Here is an 18596-nt window from a genome sequence, read left to right as displayed (position 1 = left end):
ATGACGAAAACGAAAATGGTTGTCAAAATTGGCGGAGGTGCTCCGAATCTCAGAACCCGAGCATCCGCGCCACCGCCAGCACCAGGACCACCGACACCATCAGGATCCGCGGGACCCGCTGCTGCCGGTTGAGCGAGGGCCAGGTCAGGTAAGCCAACCAGAGGAAGGACGCCACCACCAGGAGCAGGCACAGCGCACCCAGCCAGCCGGGCGCCATCAGTCCCGCGACGAACAGCGCTCCCAACACCGCGGGGGGCAGCCACCGGGGCCGCTGGTGCAACCACACGAGCGGCACCGCGCTGCGCCGCTCCACCGCACGGCGCAGCCGACCCGCGCCCGGGGTGAAAAGGGAGTCCCCTGGTGGAAGCGGCCGGCCCGGGCCGGGCCGCCGCTGCTCGTCCTCGTGCTCGGGAGAGGTCATCGCCGACTGTTCCTCTTCCTGTGTCCCGTGCCGCAGACCCCCGGACCGGGCGTTTTCGCCCGGCTGGTGTGCACACCGTGCCTCGGGGCCTGTGATAATCGTGGATCTGACCCTAGTGCAGGGCCCTGGCACAGCGCCGGGCGCAGGCACGGCCGCACCGCCGCGCACATCCCCCTCGTACCCGCATCCCGGCTGTTCGGGGGCCGGCACGCGACGGGTCGTCAACCGTCTACATTCAGTTATTGGCCGTCTGAACTAACGCGGACCGTCCGCACCACGGTTCCCGCGCGTCGCACAGCGACGAACCCTCCGGAGGGTGTCAACTTCCGTGCCCGAACCCACAGTCATCGTGACGTTCGACGTCACCGAGCCGCATCTGCAGAACTGTCTCGACTCCCTGGCCCGTCAGCGCGACGAGAGCCAGCACGGGGAGGCGGCGCAGAGCACCGCCGCACGAGCGGACACCGAGGTCGTCCTCGTGCCGGTCCGCACCACCGACGGCGGGCGAAAGTCCCCTGACAGCGGCTCCGAGGCCGCCGACGAAGCCGTCGACCAGGACACGAACGGGGATGACGAGGGAGACCGACCCGGGCCCGACGAGTCCCGGCCCGAGGAGGGCGACCAGGGCGACGAGGCGGTCGAGTCCGCTCGCGAGGACGGGCTCGTCGCGGCCGAAGCCTTCGCGCAGGCGCCGCCCGCGGGGCTGCGCGTCACCCTCCTGCCGGGCGAGCCGGCGCCGCACCACCCCGAGGCGCGTTCCCGGGGCAGCGCCGCGGCCAGCGGCAGCCACCTGCTCTTCATCGAGGGCTCCGACGCGCTGACCGGCTACGCCCTGGCCTACCTCGCCCGTAGTGCCGCCGACACCCGCTCCGACCTGGTCATCGGTAACGTCCACCGGTTCAACGAACTGGGCGCCGCACCCTCCAGGGCACACCGCAGGTTCGGACGCCACCGGCTCGCCGAGGACCCCCGGGCCGTGCCGGGCCTGGTGTCGGACGCCACCCTGGGCAACCGGCTCTGGCGCAGGGAGTTCTGGGACTCCCTGCCCGTCCACGCCCTCGCGCCGGAGGACGACGACCTCGACATCCGCCGTGCGACCCTTCTGGCCCGGGCCGTGGACGTCCTGCCCGCCCCGGTCCTGCTCCTGCGCGAACGCGAGAGCTCCGGCACCCCGTTGGAGAAGGACGCCCTCATCCGGCGTCTCGCCGCCATGGGCGAACTCGGCGCGGAGCTCACCGGCGCCGACCGCCAGCTCTGGGACCGTACCCTCCTGCAAGGCGAACTCCACCGCCTGCTGCTGCGGCTCGACGACGCCGACGAGGAGGTCCGCCAGAGCGTCCTGGACCTGCTCAACGGGTTCCTCGACCACGTGCCGGACACCCTTCTGCGCGAGCTCAACGTGCTGAACCGCCTGCTGTACCACCTGGTGCGCAAGCGGCGGCTGGACGACGTGCTGGAGGTCGCGACCTTCGCCAAGAGCGTCGAGATCAAGAAGGCCACCGTCGTCCGCCAGGGGCTCGGCTACTACGTCCGCTACCCCTTCTTCGAGGCCAAGGACCCGGCCAAGGCCGTCCCCAGGGAGATCTACCGCCTCGAGGACGAGATCAAGGTCCGGCAGAAGACCGAGAACGTCCACTGGGAGGACGGCCGACTGCACGTCAGCGGCCGCGTCGGCATCCGCAACCTGCGGGCGCGCAAGCGCTGGCAGCAGCACATCGTCGGCTTCGTGGTCAACACCGCCACCCGGCGCCGCGTCCGGGTTCCGGTGCGGACCCGGCTGGCGGCCGAGTACCGACTGCCCGACCTGCCCGACTCCGCGCGGCACGACTACGGCGGCTTCACGGTCGTCGTGGACCCGCGCCGACTGCGCACCTCCGGCAGGTGGGAGCCCGGCGACTGGAAGATCGAGCTCGTGGTGTTCAACCGCAGCCTGACCCGGCGCCGCATCGTCTCCAACCCGGTCTCCGGCCCGCCGGAGCGCCCCGGTTACCAGAGCGTCGGCGACGACGTGTGGGTCCGTCCGCACTGGAACAAGGACCGCCACCTCGTCATCAGCGTGGAACCGGAACGCGCCCGGGTCACCGAGCACCGGTTCGAAAGCCGCACCGCCGAACTCTCCCTCAGCGGCGAGCTGCTGTCCGCGCCCGCGGCCGAGGCCACCGAGCTCAGGCTGGTCCGGCGTCCGGGCACTGCCGTGCTCAGCTACCCGGTCAGTATCCAGGGCGGCCGTTTCGACGCCGTCGTGCGGGCCGAGGAGCTCTTCGCCCGCGGACTCAGCGAGTGCGGCGGCGTGATCCGGCAGGAGGAGTGGGACGCCCACCTGGTCACCCCCGACCAGCGGACCGTCCCCCTGGTCCTGCCCGACGAGGTCGCCACCGCCCCCTACAACTCCGAGGGCGCCCAGCAGGAGCTGGCGGTGCAACGGACCGCCACCGGTCACCTGAAGCTGCGAGCGGGCCGGGCCCACCCCCTGGTCGACCGCGCCGAATGGCAGGAGCGCGTCCTCGTCCTCGGCGGGGAGTTCGCCAGCGGGGTCAACCTGGGCCTGGTCGTGAAGGCGCGCGGCAGGGAGGACGAGCACCGGCTCCGGGTGGAGCGTTCCGGAAGCCGCTTCACCGCCCGCTTCGACCCCTCCCGCATTCCCACCCTGTCCGGCAAACTGTCCCTGCCCACCGGCTCCTACCAGGTGTGGGGGCGGGTCAGCGAGGAGTCCGCGCAGGAGGGAGCCCCGGCCGGCAGCGTCGACGTGGGAGTGGAGTTCACCGACACCCTCATCCACGGACTGCCGCTGGGGACCGAGACCCCCGAGCGCACCTACACGCTCTCCTACCAGGGGCGCGGCATCCCGGTGCTCCAGGTCGGCACCGACCTGCGGCCCGCCGAACGCGGGGCCTTCGCCCAGCGCGAGCTCCGGGAGACCTTCTACCCGGCCCAGCGGGCGAAGCCGATCACCGAGGGCGTCCTCTTCGACACCTACACCGGACGCCAGTACTCCGACAGCCCGCAGAGCATCTACGCCGAGCTGCGCGGGCGTGAGCGCTGGGCCGACTACCCCATGTCCTGGCTGGTCGCCGACGGGCAGGTGCGCCTGCCCGAGGACCTCACCCCGGTCCGGCACCGGGGCGAGGAGTACTACCGGGAACTGGCCCGGAGCCGCTACCTGGTCAGCAACTCCCGCCAGCCCGCATGGTTCCACCGCCACCCGGACCAGGTGGTCGTGCAGACCTGGCACGGTTCGATGCTCAAGCGGATCGGCTTCGACGTGGAGAACATCCGCGGCAAGTCGCGCGACTACTTCGACAAGCTCGCCTGGGAGACCCGGCAGTGGGACTACCTGGTCTCACCGAGCCCCTGGGCGACCCCGATCCTGCGCAGCGCCTTCCGGTTCGACGGGGAGATCCTGGAGACCGGATACCCGCGCAACGACATCTTCTTCTCCCCGGAGCGCGAGGCCGTCGCCGAACGCACCCGGCGCCTGCTCGGCCTGCCCGAGGGCAAGAAGGTGGTGCTGTACGCGCCCACCTGGCGTGACGACAAGTACTACACGCGCGGCAAGCACAAGCTGGACCTGCACCTGGACCTGCGCCGGATGTACGAAAAGCTCGGCGACGACCACGTCCTGCTGGTGCGCCGCCACCCCCGCGTGGTCGACAGCGTTCCGATCGTGGGGGAGGACTTCGTCTACGACGTGTCCCTGTACCCGGAGATCCAGGAGCTCTTCCTGATCACCGACGTACTGGTCACGGACTACTCGTCGATGATGTTCGACTTCGCCAACACCGGCCGCCCCATGCTCTTCTTCACCTACGACCTGGAGAGCTACCGGGACAACCTGCGCGGGTTCTACTTCGACTTCGAGGAGACAGCGCCCGGGCCGCTGCTGACCCGGTCGGACGACGTCATCGGGGCCCTGCTGGACATCGACGAGGTCGCCGCGCAGAGCCGGGACTCCTACCGGGCGTTCGTCGACCAGTTCTGCCCCCTGGACGACGGCCACGCCTCGGCCAGGGTCGTCGACCGGGTCTTCGGCAAGGACTAGGGGCAATGCTGTTCAGTTAAGGGTTGTGGTGGTCCGTCAACCCTGACCCAGACGAAGAAGGGGCTCCCTGGTAGGACAGCTGTATCTCACCCCAGCTGTTCCCAAGGAGCCCCTTGCCCGACCATTGTGTCACGACCCGACAGACCCACCACGCACCCGGCGCCCTGGCCCCCGGCCACCTGGGAGAACTCACCCAGATCGTGCCTTTTGAGATGGTCAATTCCGTCCTGGAGGAATCCAACAGCCACCAACGACGCTCACGCCTGCTTCCCTCCCGCGTGGTCGTCTACCTCCTGCTCACAGCCGGACTCTTCACCCACTGCGGCTGGCCCGCCCTGTGGCGCAAACTCACCGCCGGGGTGAGCCTGTGCACCCAACCGGCCGCCTCCGCACTGTTCTACGCCCGCAAACGCCTGGGCCCAGCACCCCTCAAAGCTCTGTTCGAGCTGCTCTCTGGCCCCACCCACAGCGCCCACCGCTTCCACGGGCTGCTGGTGTGCGCCATCGACGGCACCCTGCTGGACGTACCCGCCACACAAGCCAACCGGGCCGTGCACCGCTCCAGCGGAGCCACCCGCTGGGCCGGGGCCGGCTACCCCCAAGTACGGTTGCTCGCCCTGGTCGCCACCGGATCCCGGGCACTGCTGGGCGCGGTCTTTGGACCCGTCACCCAGGGCGAGACCACCATGGCCGCCCGTCTGCTCCCAGCCATGGGTCCGGGCCAGCTCATCCTGGCCGATCGCGGGTTCGACGCCGCCGACCTGCTCAAAGATCTTCATGCCAGCGGGGCCCAGCTCCTGGTTCGGATGGGCTCGCAGAGCAAACCCCGCCGCCTTCGTCGTTTGGGCGATGGCACCTGGCTGGTGCAGCGCGGCAAGGTACGGATGCGGCTCATCCAAGCCCAGATCACCATCGCCACAGACCAGGGCGAGCGCACCGGCTCCTACCGGCTGGCCACCACTCTGACCGATCCCGACCTGTATCCGGCCACGGGTCTGGTGGCGCTCTACCACCAGCGGTGGGAGATCGAGACCGCCTACTGCGAGCTGAAGTCGGCCCTGCTCGGGCGCCGGGTGCTGCGGGCCAAGGACCCCGAGGGGCTGGAACAGGAGGTGTGGGCGCTGTTGGCCACCTACCAGGTGGTGCGGTGCGCGATCGCTGACGCGCTGACCGCTACCGGGCACAGCCCGCTGCGGGCGAGTTTCGCGGTGGCGGTGGAAAGCGCCCGCGACCTGCTGGTGCGGGCCGAGAACGTCATCGCTGGCGAGCGCATCGACGTGCGGGGGTTGCTCGGGCGGCAGGTGTTGGCGAACCTGCTGCCCGAGCGGCGTCTACGCACAGTGCCTCGGGTGGTCAAACGCGCGATCTCCAAGTACCACGCCCGCTCCAACGGGGTGGATCGGACCACGTACAAGGCCACCGTGGACATCGCGGTGTTGACAGACCCTTGAACGCCTTAACTGAACAGCATTGGGACTAGGGGCCGTTCCCCTCGCGGTCGGGGGCAGGAGGTCGGCCGGGCCGGCCCGGAGGTGCTCCGGGTCGGCCCGCGGCGTCCCTGCGCGACAATGGACCCGTGATCGTCATCACCCGTTACTCCGTGCCCGAGGCCGAGACCGAGGCCTTCCGAACCGACGCCGACGCCGCCGTCGACGTCCTGTCCCGGCGGCCCGGTTTCCGAGGCCACCGCATCGGCCGCGCCGCCGACGAACCGACCCTGTGGACCGTGGTCACCGAATGGGAGGGCGCCGGGTTCTACCGCCGGGCCCTGTCGGACTACGAGGTCAAGGTCACCGCGGTCCCGCTGCTCTCCCGGGCCATCGACGAACCCTCCGCGTTCGAGATCCTCACCAGCGGCGACGCTCCCTCCTGAGCGGCCCCGCTCCGAGACGGCCGCGCCCCTGGCGAAGGGTGCGCGGCCGTCTGCGGATTGCTCTAGCCTGGGGGGAAGCGGTCGCCCGGCGCGCCACATCCGTGGCTCCGCGCGCGAACCGCCCTCCCACACACCCGACGATGTATCGCGAACCGCGATCCACCGACCGCCAGCCGGATGGAGAGTCACCCATGGCCGCCAAGTCAGAGGCAATGGACGCACTGGTCAACCTCGCCAAACGCCGAGGTCTGGTCTACCCCTCCAGTGAGATCTACGGAGGTCTGCGCGCCGCCTGGGACTACGGCCCCCTTGGCGTGGAGCTGAAGAACAACGTCAAGCGCCAGTGGTGGCGCTCGATGGTGCAGGAGCGCGACGACGTCGTCGGCCTGGACTCCAGCGTGATCCTGGCCCGTGAGGTCTGGGAGGCGTCCGGCCACGTGAAGGAGTTCGTCGACCCCCTCACGGAGTGCCAGTCCTGCCACAAGCGTTTCCGCGCGGACCACCTCATCGAGGCCTACGAGGAGAAGCACGGCCGGGAGCCCGAGGAGGGCCTGGCCGCGATCGCCTGCCCCAACTGCGGTGCCAAGGCCTCCTTCACCGAGCCGCGCATGTTCAACGGCCTGCTGCGCACCTACCTGGGCCCGATCCAGGACGAGAAGGGCCTCGCCTACCTGCGCCCGGAGACCGCGCAGGGCATCTTCGTCAACTACAAGAACGTCGAGCAGAGCGCCCGCCGCAAGGTTCCCTTCGGTATCGGCCAGATCGGCAAGTCGTTCCGCAACGAGATCACCCCGGGCAACTTCATCTTCCGGACCCGTGAGTTCGAGCAGATGGAGATGGAGTTCTTCGTCAAGCCGGGCAGTGACGAGGAGTGGCACCAGTACTGGATCGACCAGCGCCACCAGTGGTACCTGGACCTGGGTATCGCCAAGGACAACCTGCGCCTGTACGAGCACCCGCAGGACAAGCTCTCCCACTACTCCAAGCGGACCGTGGACCTGGAGTACCGGTTCAACTTCCAGGGCAGCGAGTGGGGCGAGCTGGAGGGCGTGGCCAACCGCACCGACTTCGACCTCAAGACGCACGCCGAAGCCTCCGGTGTCGACCTGTCCTACTTCGACCAGGAGAGCAACGAGCGCTACATCCCCTACGTCATCGAGCCCGCGGCCGGTGTCGACCGGGCGGTGCTCACGTTCATGCTCGACGCGTACAACGTCGACGAGGCCCCCAACGCCAAGGGGAAGCTGGAGAAGCGCGCCGTGATGCGCCTGGACCCGCGCCTGTCCCCGGTCAAGGCCGCCGTCCTGCCGCTGTCGCGCAACGCCGACCTCTCGCCCAAGGCCCGCGACCTCGCCGCCCTGCTGCGCAAGCGCTGGAACGTGGAGTTCGACGACGCCGGCGCGATCGGCCGCCGCTACCGCCGCCAGGACGAGATCGGAACCCCGTTCTGCGTGACGGTGGACTTCGACACCCTGGAGGACAACGCGGTGACCGTGCGCGAGCGCGACACCATGTCCCAGGAGCGCGTGTCGCTGGACCGCGTCGAGATGTACCTGCTGGAGCGCCTCCCCGGCTGCTAGAGGGGCCACCGCCCCTTCGGGGGAACCGACGCTGACGGCCGCCCGCCTCCACCGTGGAGGAGGGCGGCCGTTCGTGTGTCAGGCGTGCTGTCAGCGCGGCGGCCTGACCTCGCGCCGCCGCACGGCCTCGGTGCCGCCGAGCTCGTCGAGGAGGTCGGTGAGCAGGGAGCGCACGGTGGCGAGGGACTCCTCGCCCAGACGCCGCCGGAGCCGCTCCTCCAGGGTCCCCCGGACGCGACGGGCGGAGGCGACGGCCCCGTGCCCCCGAGGAGTCAGCCAGACGCGGCGCACACGGGCGTCCCGGGGATCGGGAAGGCGTTCGGTGTAACCGAGCCGCTCCAGTTCGTCGACGGCCTTCGAGGCTCCCTGCTGGGTCATACCGAGCTTCTCGGCGAGTTCCCCGATGGTGGGCGGTGCGTCCAGGAGGCGCTGGAAGACGTAGCCGTGGGAAACGCGCAGATCGGCGAAACCCTGGGCGGCGAGCCCGTCCTGGACGGCGGAAACGGCTGCTGCGCCGACGAAGTGGGCCAGGGTGCCCGTGTCGAGGTCGTGCGGTTCGGGTGAGTGGTGCATGGGACCATCCTCTATTGACAACCATGGTTGTGCAAATAAGGTTGTGGATATGTCGAAGCTTGCTGACCACCCCCACGTCCGTACCGCTGTCAACTACCACCGGGCGGTGTCCCGCTTCGCGGCGCCCGAGGAGGTCGCCTCCTTCTTCCATCCGGAGGCCGTACACGTCCAGTTGCCCAACGCCCTGTTCCCCGACGGGACCGTTCGTGGGGTCGCCGAGTTGGCCTCCGCCTCCCGGGAGGGGGCCGCTCTGCTCGCCGAGCAGGATTTCGAGGTGGTCAACGCCGTCGCCGCGGGAGACCAGGTCGCCGTGGAGGTCGTGTGGTCCGGGGTGCTGGCCGTGCCGCTCGGCGAGCTGGCCGCGGGGCAGGTGCTACGCGCCCATGTGGCGGCGTTCATGGAGTTCCGCGACGGCAGGATCATCGCTCAGCGCAACTACGACTGCTACGAGCGCCCGGGCTCCGCGCCGTCGGAGGCGGGTGGCGATACCTGAGTCGAAGGGTGTCCTCGGCGGGGCGGAAGGGGGGAGGCGACCGGACCCGGGGGGATGTGGTTTCCGGTCGCCTCCTGGCGCCGACGGCCGCACACGACCGTAGGAACCGCTTCCCAACCTAGCGGTAGGGGGTGAGGGATAAAGGGGGGTTTGGTGCCGATTGTCTCGCCGCGTGAGCCAATCGTGACTCCTGGCTGCCGGTCGGCAATCATACATAGCTCTTCTATGCCTAGAACTGCTAGGGTTATGACCCATAGCAGCTCTAGGTATGAGGAAGCGCATGCACATAGACAAGGACCTGGTCGCCGCGTCGGCCACACCGCTCGTCCTGGGCATCCTGGCCGAGGGTGAGTCCTACGGCTACGCCATCGTCAGGCGTGTCAACGAGCTCTCCGAGGGCAGGATGCAGTGGACGGACGGGATGCTCTACCCCCTGTTGCACCGGTTGGAGCGCAACGGACTCGTCCGGGCCTCCTGGGGCAGGTCGGACGCGGGCCGCCGCCGCAAGCACTACGCCATCACGGAGGCGGGACTCGAGACGCTGGCCGAGCGGCACGAGCAGTGGAAGGTCGTCGCCGAGGCGCTCAGGCAGGTGTGGGAGGCGGCCGCGCACCCCCCGCACCCGGGCGCCGCTCCGGCAGGGGGTTTCGCATGACGACCGAGCCCGCCCGCGGGAACGTCCTGGAGGAGCAGATCGACCAGTGGCGCGGTTTCGTGCGCCGCCGTCAGGCCATCTCCGCGCCGGACACCGAGGAGATGGAGGACCACCTGCGCGAACAGATCGCCGACCTGGAGTCGAGCGGTCTTGACAGTGAGGAGGCCTTCCTCGTCGCGGTCAAACGCATGGGCAACCTGGACGCGGTCTCGCGTGAGTTCGCGCGCGAGCACTCCCACCGGCTGTGGAAGCAGTTGGTCCTGGTCCCCGAGGCCGACGGCGAACCCGGCGCGTGGCGCTGGCGCGAGCTCGGGGTGATGCTGGCGTTCGCGATCGGCGCGGGCGTGGCGGTCAAGATCCTCGTCAGTGCCGTCGACGACGAGATGGCGCTGTTCCGCAACCTCCCCTTCGTGGTCCTCCCGTTCCTGGCGGGGTGGTTCGCCTGGAAGAGCCGCGCCCCGTGGCGGGTGTGCGCGGTGACGGCCGCACTCGCGGCGGTCCCGGCCCTGGCGGTGAACCTCTACCCCTTCACGCAGACCCCCGGCCCCTACCCGGCGCCCGGGATGACCGAGGTGCTCGCGTTCACGCACGCCCCGGTCCTGCTGTGGCTGCTCGCCGGTGCACTGCACACGGGTGGTCGGTGGCGCTCGCACGAGCAGCGGATGGACTACGTGCGGTTCGCGGGCGAGCTGGCGATGTACCTCGCGCTGCTCGCACTGGGTTCGATGGTCCTGCTCGGCCTCACCGCCGCAGTGCTCTCCCTGGCCGGCGTCGACCTGGAGCCTTTCATGGAGGACTGGCTCCTGCCGTTCGGCGTGCCAGGCGCGCTGCTGGTCGCCGCGTGGTTGGTGGAGGCCAAGAAGAGCGTGGTGGAGAACATCGCTCCCGTGCTGACCAGGGTCTTCACCCCGCTGGCACTGCTGATGCTGGTCGCCGACCTCGTGGTGCTGCTGGTGAACGGTCCGCTGACCACGGTCGACCGCGAGCTGCTCATCATCATGGACGCGGTCCTGGTGCTGGTGCTGTTCCTGCTGCTGTACTCGATCTCCGCCCGCGACCCGCTGGCCCCGACCGGGATCTTCGACTGGCTCCAGCTCGCACTGGTGGGCGCCGCGCTCGCGGTGAACGCCGTCGCACTGACGGCGATGCTGACCCGGATCGCCGAGTTCGGTTTCACCGCCAACAAGACGGCGGCGCTCGGCCTGAACCTCGTACTGCTGGTGCACCTGGCCTGGTCCGCGTGGCTGCTCCTGGGCTTCGTGCGGGGCAGACGCCCGTTCACGGCGGTCGAGCGGTGGCAGACCGCCTACCTGCCGGTGTACGCGGTGTGGGCCGCGGTGGTCGTGCTGGTCTTCCCGCCGCTGTTCGCCTTCTCCTAACCGGCAGGTGCCTGACACGCGCGGTGGCCGGTCCCGCTGCGGGACCGGCCACCGGGGCAGGCCGTGTGTCGGTGTGGGGGCGGGACCCCGGCTTCAGGCCGCCGCGTAGACCACGAACGACACCGCGACGTAGTGGCAGACGAACGCGGCGATGGTCAGTGAGTGGAAGATCTCGTGGAACCCGAACCAGCGCGGAGCCGGGTCGGGCCGCTTGAGCCCGTAGACCACCGCGCCGACGCTGTAGAGCACCCCGCCCGCCAGGATCAGGATCCACGTGGCCGGATTGGTGCCGTTGACCAGGTCGGGGATGAACAGGACCGCCACCCAGCCGATGGCCAGGTACAGGGCGGTGGACAGCCAGCGCGGAGCGTTCAGCCACAGGAGCTTGAACGCCACCCCGGCGATCGCCCCGCCCCAGACCAGGGCCAGCATGGCCGTGCGCAGGGGGCCGTCCAGGACCAGCACGATGAACGGTGTGTAGGTGCCCGCGATGATCAGGTAGATGTTCGAGTGGTCCATGCGGCGCAGCACCCTCTGCGCCCGCGGTGACCAGCGGCCCACGTGGTAGACGGCGGAGGTGCTGAACAGCAGCACCGAGCTGAGCGCGTAGACCGCGCTGGCGGCCAGCGCGGGCAGGGTGGGGGAGAGCACGACCAGGACGATGCCCGCGGCCAGGGCGAGCGGTGCGGTTCCGAGGTGGAGCCAACCGCGAAGCCTCGGCTTCACGGCCTCCAGCAGGTCCCCGGCGGCCGTGGCGGCCCGCTCGGGTACGGAGGCGGCCGGGCCCTCCCCGGCGGCGGGGGCCCGCCCGTCGGCACCGGTCGCCGCTTCGGCGTTCCCGGCCTCCGCGTTCTCCGTCTCCGGCTCCCTCGACTCCGGCTCCTTGGACACCGTTCGCACCCCTCACGTCCTGTGGTCCCGCTCGGCGCGGGACACACCCCGAAGCCTAACTTACGGCTGCGTAGGTTACTTGCAAGTAATGCTGTGTCACGCCGCACAGTCGCCCCGCGGCCCCGTGTGATGCGGGGATTGGTCGTGTTGCCGGTTCCCGGGGCCCCTTTCCCGTCTGGGGGTCGGCCGGTGATGGTTCCACTCTCCTGACCAGCGGTGTCCTGGGCCACAGGTGTGCCTGGGTGTTGTTTCGTGTGATGGGACGGGTGTGCTTGTGCTGAACCATTGGTATAGACCTTTTTAATGCCTTTGAACAGGGACTATGCAATAAAACGGTGGTTCATGGAAGGTCGCTTTTGCGGAGTGTGGATAGAGTCGCGCCAGACAAGGGGCCGACCCGACACCGAGTCGCCGAGAGAGAACGAGGGAGTACCCCCGTGACCAAGTACGTCTACAAGTTCACCGAGGGCAACAAGGACCTGAAGGATCTGCTCGGTGGCAAGGGGGCCAACCTCGCCGAGATGACCAACATCGGTCTCCCGGTTCCCCCCGGCTTCACCATCACCACCGAGGCGTGCCGCCGCTACCTGGAGAGCGGTACCGTGCCCGCGGGCCTGGACGCCGAGATCGAGTCCAACCTCAGGGAACTGGAGAAGTCCATGGGGCGCGGGCTCGGCCAACCCGATGATCCGCTCCTGGTGAGCGTACGGTCGGGCGCCAGGTTCTCCATGCCCGGCATGATGGAGACCGTCCTCAACATCGGCCTCAACGACGAGTCCGTCGTCGGCCTGGCCAACCAGGGCGGGGACGAGCGCTTCGCCTGGGACTCCTACCGCCGCCTCATCCAGATGTTCGGCAAGACCGTCCAGGGCATCGACGGTGAACTCTTCGAGGACGCCATCGACGAGCTCAAGTCCGCCAAGGGCATCACCAACGACCTCGACCTGGACGCCGCCGACTTCCGCCAGCTCGTGGACCGCTTCAAGGAGATCGTCGCCGAACAGACCGGCAGCCCCTTCCCGACCGACCCGCGCGAGCAGATGGTCCTCGCCGTCAAGGCGGTCTTCGACTCCTGGAACGCGCCCCGCGCCGTCCTCTACCGGCGCCAGGAGCGCATCCCCGCCGACCTCGGCACCGCCGTCAACATCTGCTCCATGGTCTTCGGAAACCTGGGCATGGACTCCGGCACCGGTGTCGCCTTCACCCGCGACCCCGCCTCCGGCCAGCCCGGCGTCTACGGCGACTACCTCCAGAACGCCCAGGGCGAGGACGTGGTCGCGGGCATCCGCAACACCGTCCCCCTCGCCGACATGGAGAAGATCGACGCCCGCAGCTACGAAGAGCTCATGGGCATCATGGACACCCTGGAGAACCACTACCGGGACCTGTGCGACATCGAGTTCACCGTCGAGCGCGGCAAGCTGTGGATGCTCCAGACCCGGGTGGGCAAGCGCACCGCCGCGGCCGCCTTCCGCATCGCCGACCAGCTCGTCGACCAGGGCATGATCACCCTCGACGAGGCGGTCCAGCGCGTCACCGGCGACCAGCTCGCCCAGCTGATGTTCCCGCGCTTCGACGACGTCGCGGCGGCGGGCGACGGGGTCCACCGCCTGGGCCGGGGCATGAACGCCTCGCCCGGAGCCGCCGTCGGCAAGGCCGTCTTCGACTCCTACACCGCCGTCAAGTGGTCGCGCAGCGGGGAGAGGGTCATCCTCTGCCGCCGTGAGACCAACCCCGACGACCTGGAGGGCATGATCGCCGCCGGGGGCATCCTCACCAGCCGGGGCGGAAAGACCTCACACGCCGCCGTCGTGGCCCGCGGTATGGGCAAGACCTGTGTCTGCGGTGCCGAGGAGCTCGACATCGACACCAAGAACCGGCGCATGACGGCGCCCGGCGGCGAGGTGGTCGAGGAGGGCGACGTCATCTCCATCGACGGCACCAGCGGTCAGGTCTACCTCGGCGAGGTGCCGGTCGTGGACTCCCCGGTGGTCCGCTACTTCGAGGGCGAGATCGACCCCGCCTCCGACCAGGCCGACGACCTCGTGCGCGCCGTGGACCGGATGATGCACTACGTCGACGCCGCCCGCCGCATGTACGTGCGGGCCAACGCCGACACCCCCGAGGACGCCGCCCGCGCCCGCCGCATGGGCGCCCAGGGCATCGGCCTGTGCCGGACCGAGCACATGTTCCTCGGCGACCGCCGCCAGCTCGTCGAGCGCCTCATCCTGGCCGACACCCCCGCTGAGCAGCAGGAGTCCCTGGACGCGTTGCTGCCCCTGCAGCGGGAGGACTTCAACGGCATCCTCGGAGCCATGGACGGCCTGCCCGTCACGGTCCGCCTGCTCGACCCCCCGCTGCACGAGTTCCTGCCCGACATCACCGAGCTGTCGGTGCGTGTGGCGGTGGCCGAGGCCCGAGGGGAGAGCCACGAGAACGACCTCCGGGTCCTCCAGGCCGTGCACAAGCTGCACGAGCAGAACCCGATGCTGGGCCTGCGGGGCGTGCGCCTGGGCCTGGTCGTCCCAGGCCTGTTCACCATGCAGGTGCGCGCCATCGCCCAGGCCGCCGTCGACCGCATCCGTGCGGGCGGCCGTCCCCGCCCGGAGATCATGATCCCGCTGGTCGGCACCGTCCAGGAGTTGGAGATCATCCGTGACGACGCACTGCGCGTGCTGCGCGAGGTGGGCGAGGAGAACGGGCTGGAGCTGGACTTCCCGGTCGGCACCATGATCGAGCTCCCCCGCGCCGCGCTCACCGCCGGGCAGATCGCGGAGAACGCCGCCTTCTTCTCCTTCGGTACCAACGACCTCACCCAGACCGTGTGGGGCTTCTCCCGCGACGACGTCGAGGCCTCCTTCTTCTCCGCCTACCTGGAGAAGGGCGTGTTCGGGGTCTCGCCGTTCGAGTCCCTGGACGTGGACGGGGTCGGCCGCCTCATCCGCATCGCCGTGGAGGAGGGCCGCGCCGCCCGCCCCGACATCAAGCTCGGCGTGTGCGGCGAGCACGGCGGCGACCCCGCCTCGGTGCACTTCTTCCACCAGGCGGGGCTGGACTACGTGTCCTGCTCGCCCTTCCGGGTCCCGGTGGCCCGCCTGGAGGCCGGCCGCGCCGCCGGCCGCTCCGCCTGATCTGACGCGGGCCGGGGCCGGGAGGTGCCCGGCCCCGGCCGGTGCGGCGGCGTCCCCAGGGGCGCCGCCACTGGAGTTCCAGGGATTCTGGGCCACTAGAATCGGGCACCACGACGGAGGTCGGCCGGAAAGTCACCCGTGACCTTTTCGTGATATATTCTTGCCTGCCGGTACGAGCCACCACACGATGTCCCGATCCGTCACCCCACAGGCGGGGCGTCGGGCACGACCAGCCACCGATCCCACGTCCACGACCCTCCCCGACCGGGGAACCGCGAACCAGCGGCGGACACGAGGCGTCCCAGTGGGGGTACCGCGTCCAGGGCCAACAATGCGGAGGTGAGCCGGTGCGAACGGCGAGCGACGGTCGCGGCGACGAGCCGCAGGAGGACCCCATCACAACCCCCTCGGCTGACGACGAAGCCACCCGGGTCTTCTCCCGAGACGGTTTCACCGGTGCCGCCCCGGCCACCGACACCACCCGGGAGTTCACCAGGGGTGCCGCGGACGGCGCTGATCAGGCCCCCTCCGGCGCCGACGGCGCCGCCGACACCACCCGCGAGTTCACCCGCTCCGGCCAGGAACCCGATCCGGCCGCCTTCACCCGCAGGTTCGTCCGGGACCGACCGCTGCCGCGCGCACGCGGGGAGCGGCCCCTGCGCCGGGACGGGGCGGACGGACCGGCCACCGAGGAGCCGCGTCCACCGGAGCCGGGTACCGAGGACCCGCGTCTGTCGGAACCGGACACCGGGGGCCGGCCGCCCAGGGAACCGCGACGGAGCGGACGCCGCTCCCAGGCCCGCCCCCACAGACCCAAGCGCCGCAGGCGCCGCCGGTTCCGGCTGCGCTGGATCCTCGCCCTGGCACTGATGGCGGCCCTGGCCGTCCCGCCCGCCACCTGGGGCTGGGTCTGGTACACCGCCCGCCAGGACGAGCGCGGCGCCACCGACGCCATCGTGGTGCTCGGCGCCAGCCAGTACAACGGCGTGCCCTCACCGGTCTTCGAGGCCCGGCTGCGCCAGGCACAGGTGCTCTACCTGGACGGCGTCGCCCCGTTCATCGTCACCGTCGGCGGCAAGCTGCCCGACGACGCCTACACCGAGGCCGCATCGGGCCGGAACTGGCTCGTCGAGGTGGGCGTCCCCGCCGAACAGGTCATCGCGGTCGAGGAGGGCAGCGACACCCTCCAGAGCTTCCAGGCCGTCTCGGAGGTCTTCGACGCCAACGGCTGGGAGACCGCGACCCTGGTCTCCGACCCCTGGCACAGCCTGCGCTCCAAGATCATGGCGGCCGACCACGGGATCGAGGCGGGAACCTCGCCCGCGCGCTCCGGGCCCGCCGTCATCGAGCGCCGCACCCAACTGTGGTACATCACCAGGGAAACCGCCTCGCTCTGGTACTACTGGATCTTCAACGACAGCAGCGACATCCGCGTCAACGCGGCCTGACCAGGCCCAACGGGGCGTTCTGTCACTGTCGGAAAGTAGGCTCGGGCCCATGACGACCACCCCTGGTGAGAACACTGTGCACCTTGAGAACACCACGCACGGGTACACCGCGGGCGACACCGAACGCCTCTTCCGGGAGCCGCGCAAGAACAGGCGGCGCGGCCCCTTCGAGCGGGACCGCGCACGTGTACTGCACAGTTCCGCACTGCGCAGGCTCGCCGCCAAGACCCAGGTCGTTCAGCCCGGGGTGAGCGACTTCCCGCGCACCCGGCTGACCCACTCCCTGGAGTGCGCCCAGATCGGCCGCGAGCTCGGCCAGGCCCTGGGCTGCGACCCCGACCTGGTCGAGGCCGCCTGCCTCTCCCACGACCTCGGCCACCCGCCCTTCGGGCACAACGGCGAACGCGCCCTGGACGAGGCCGCCGCGGCCTGCGGCGGGTTCGAGGGCAACGCCCAGAGCCTGCGCCTCCTCATCCGGCTGGAGGGCAAGGTCATCGACCCCGACGGCCGCAGCGCGGGCCTCAACCTCACCCGCGCGACCCTGGACGCCACCGTCAAGTACCCCTGGCGCCGGGGAGAGGGCGGCGACACCCACAAGTTCAACTGCTACCCGGACGACACCGAGGCCTTCACCTGGCTGCGCGAGGGCGCACCCGCGGGCCGCACCTGCTTCGAGGCCCAGGTCATGGACTGGGCCGACGACGTCGCCTACTCCGTGCACGACGTCGAGGACGCCCTGCACGCCGGGCTGGTCAGCATGGCGGCCCTGCGCGACCCCGGCCAGCGCGCCGAGGTCTGCCGCACCGCCGCCGAGCACTACTGCGAGGCAGAGCAGGCCGAGCTCGACGAGGTGTTCACCGACCTGCTCGCCGAACCCGTCTGGCCCAGCGAGTTCACCGGTGACCTCGCCTCCCTCGCCGCACTCAAGAACCTCACCAGCGAACTCATCGGTCGCTTCTGCCGGGCCGCCGAACGCGCCACCCGCCGCGCCCACGGGCCCGGCCGCCTGACCCGTTACGGGGCCGACCTGGTCCTGCCGCGCCGTGCCCTGCTGGAGTGCGCCCTGCTCAAGGCGGTGGCCGCGCACTTCGTCATGTCCCGCGAGGAGGCCCAGGTCTACCAGGCCGAGGAGCGCCGCACCGTCAGCGAACTGGTCGACGCCCTGTGGCGTGGCGCCCCCGGCGCCCTCGACCCCCAGTTCCGCTCCGCCTTCGACACCGCTCCGGACGACGCCGCGGCCCTGCGCGCGGTCGTCGACCAGGTCGCCTCCCTCACCGACACCTCGGCCACCGCGCTGCACGCCCAGCTCGTCCGCTGACCAGCGGTCCCTACCGGTACGCCGCGCTGCCCGGCAGCGCGGCCGGGCACCGGTGCGGGAGATCACTGGTATCCGCGGATCTCCCGGAAAGCCCGCTCCGGGTCCATCTGCCGCGCATCGAAGACCCGAACGCTCGTCACCAGGGCCAGGGTCTCCATCTCCGCGGTGTCGCCCTCCCCGAACAGCACCGGGAACACCGGCACCGCCGCCACCTCCGGAGGCAGGTCGGCGAGTTCGCCCACCAGCTCCTCCGGTCTGGAGCCCCGGTTCACCCCGCCGTCGGTCATCAGTACCACCGACATCAGGTACTCCCCGTCCCCGGCCTCCGCCAACGCGGCCGCCACGGGTTCGTGGCTGGGCAGCACCATCGGTGTGCTGAAGGGCCGGTACTCGGTGGCGACCCCGTGGAGCTCGCGCACGTGTTCGGAGGCGGGCGCCGAACCGGGGGGGACGAAGTCCGATCCGTCGGCGTCCTCGGCCAGCAACCGTGAGCCGCGCGGCCGCACCCGCACGTCGTACCCCAGCTCGGCGAACCGCTCACGCACCCGCCCGTCCTCGAAGAGGGCGACCTTCTCCGACCCCACGACCCCCGCGACCGGCACCGGCTCCCCGGCCCCGCCGAACCGTTCCGCCACGACCACGCCGAGCACCGCGACCAGGGCGATGATCACCGGCACGCCGATCAGCAGGACCCGTCTTCGGGCGGGGTCGTGGGCCGGGGGCGCTCTCGCACCGGAATGAACCTCCTGGGGGGAAGGAACGGGACTCCACGGTGGCATCCGGTCCCGGCGCGCA

At 70.4% G+C, this 18596-nt stretch carries 14 protein-coding genes; 10 read left to right on the top strand and 4 right to left on the bottom strand.

Annotated elements, in window-relative coordinates; all coding sequences use genetic code 11:
- Nucleotides 1-49: 49 nt before the first annotated feature.
- Nucleotides 50-421, bottom strand: a complete 372-nt coding sequence (locus tag AC0VYD_RS18615) for a DUF6703 family protein (RefSeq protein WP_475476760.1) — start codon at nt 419-421, stop codon at nt 50-52.
- 328 nt (nt 422-749) lie between these two features.
- Here AC0VYD_RS18615 and AC0VYD_RS18610 point away from each other — a divergent pair, with 328 nt between their 5' ends.
- From AC0VYD_RS18610 to AC0VYD_RS18595, 4 genes are all read left to right on the top strand, one after another.
- The gene (locus AC0VYD_RS18610; RefSeq protein ID WP_475476759.1) at nt 750-4460 is read left to right on the top strand and encodes a bifunctional glycosyltransferase/CDP-glycerol:glycerophosphate glycerophosphotransferase; all 3711 of its coding nucleotides are present in this window, start codon (nt 750-752) and stop codon (nt 4458-4460) included.
- Nucleotides 4461-4573: 113 nt separating this feature from the next.
- Entirely contained in the window at nt 4574-5911 is a 1338-nt protein-coding gene (locus AC0VYD_RS18605; RefSeq protein WP_475476758.1) for an IS4 family transposase, read from the top strand.
- A gap of 125 nt (nt 5912-6036) precedes the next feature.
- On the top strand, nt 6037-6333 hold the full coding sequence (locus tag AC0VYD_RS18600; RefSeq protein ID WP_191272576.1) for an antibiotic biosynthesis monooxygenase family protein: 297 nt from the start codon (nt 6037-6039) through the stop codon (nt 6331-6333).
- Nucleotides 6334-6524: 191 nt separating this feature from the next.
- Complete coding sequence (locus AC0VYD_RS18595) at nt 6525-7913, top strand: glycine--tRNA ligase (protein ID WP_475476757.1); 1389 nt, start codon at nt 6525-6527, stop codon at nt 7911-7913.
- A 90-nt stretch (nt 7914-8003) separates the two neighbouring features.
- Here the strand turns inward: AC0VYD_RS18595 and AC0VYD_RS18590 are convergent, their stop codons facing one another.
- Nucleotides 8004-8486, bottom strand: coding sequence for a MarR family winged helix-turn-helix transcriptional regulator (locus AC0VYD_RS18590; RefSeq protein WP_475476756.1), 483 nt, complete (start codon nt 8484-8486; stop codon nt 8004-8006).
- Between the two features lie 49 nt (nt 8487-8535).
- Here AC0VYD_RS18590 and AC0VYD_RS18585 point away from each other — a divergent pair, with 49 nt between their 5' ends.
- From AC0VYD_RS18585 to AC0VYD_RS18575, 3 genes are all read left to right on the top strand, one after another.
- The gene (locus tag AC0VYD_RS18585; protein ID WP_475476755.1) at nt 8536-8979 is read left to right on the top strand and encodes a nuclear transport factor 2 family protein; all 444 of its coding nucleotides are present in this window, start codon (nt 8536-8538) and stop codon (nt 8977-8979) included.
- 280 nt (nt 8980-9259) lie between these two features.
- Nucleotides 9260-9634, top strand: coding sequence for a PadR family transcriptional regulator (locus tag AC0VYD_RS18580; protein ID WP_475476754.1), 375 nt, complete (start codon nt 9260-9262; stop codon nt 9632-9634).
- Nucleotides 9631-11013, top strand: coding sequence for a permease prefix domain 1-containing protein (locus AC0VYD_RS18575; RefSeq protein WP_475476753.1), 1383 nt, complete (start codon nt 9631-9633; stop codon nt 11011-11013). Before AC0VYD_RS18580 ends, AC0VYD_RS18575 begins: the two co-directional genes overlap by 4 nt.
- A gap of 93 nt (nt 11014-11106) precedes the next feature.
- Here AC0VYD_RS18575 and trhA read toward each other — a convergent pair whose 3' ends face one another.
- Nucleotides 11107-11904 carry a PAQR family membrane homeostasis protein TrhA gene (trhA, locus tag AC0VYD_RS18570; RefSeq protein ID WP_475476752.1) on the bottom strand — a complete coding sequence of 266 codons (798 nt, stop codon included), beginning with the start codon at nt 11902-11904 and terminating at the stop codon, nt 11107-11109.
- Between the two features lie 437 nt (nt 11905-12341).
- Here trhA and ppdK point away from each other — a divergent pair, with 437 nt between their 5' ends.
- The 3 genes from ppdK (at nt 12342) to AC0VYD_RS18555 (ending at nt 17801) form a co-directional block, all read left to right on the top strand.
- A complete protein-coding gene (gene ppdK / locus AC0VYD_RS18565) occupies nt 12342-15035 on the top strand; it encodes a pyruvate, phosphate dikinase (protein WP_475476751.1) in 2694 nt (897 codons plus the stop codon).
- A gap of 347 nt (nt 15036-15382) precedes the next feature.
- Entirely contained in the window at nt 15383-16483 is a 1101-nt protein-coding gene (locus AC0VYD_RS18560; protein ID WP_475476750.1) for a YdcF family protein, read from the top strand.
- Between the two features lie 49 nt (nt 16484-16532).
- On the top strand, nt 16533-17801 hold the full coding sequence (locus AC0VYD_RS18555) for a deoxyguanosinetriphosphate triphosphohydrolase (protein ID WP_475476749.1): 1269 nt from the start codon (nt 16533-16535) through the stop codon (nt 17799-17801).
- Nucleotides 17802-17863: 62 nt separating this feature from the next.
- Here the strand turns inward: AC0VYD_RS18555 and AC0VYD_RS18550 are convergent, their stop codons facing one another.
- A complete protein-coding gene (locus tag AC0VYD_RS18550) occupies nt 17864-18478 on the bottom strand; it encodes a hypothetical protein (protein WP_475476748.1) in 615 nt (204 codons plus the stop codon).
- Nucleotides 18479-18596 lie beyond the last annotated feature (118 nt).

The sequence above is a fragment of the Nocardiopsis sp. iso_40 genome, from assembly GCF_056173285.1.
The sequence above is the reverse complement of the archived record's forward strand: the minus strand, read 5'-3'. Positions and strand labels throughout refer to the sequence as shown.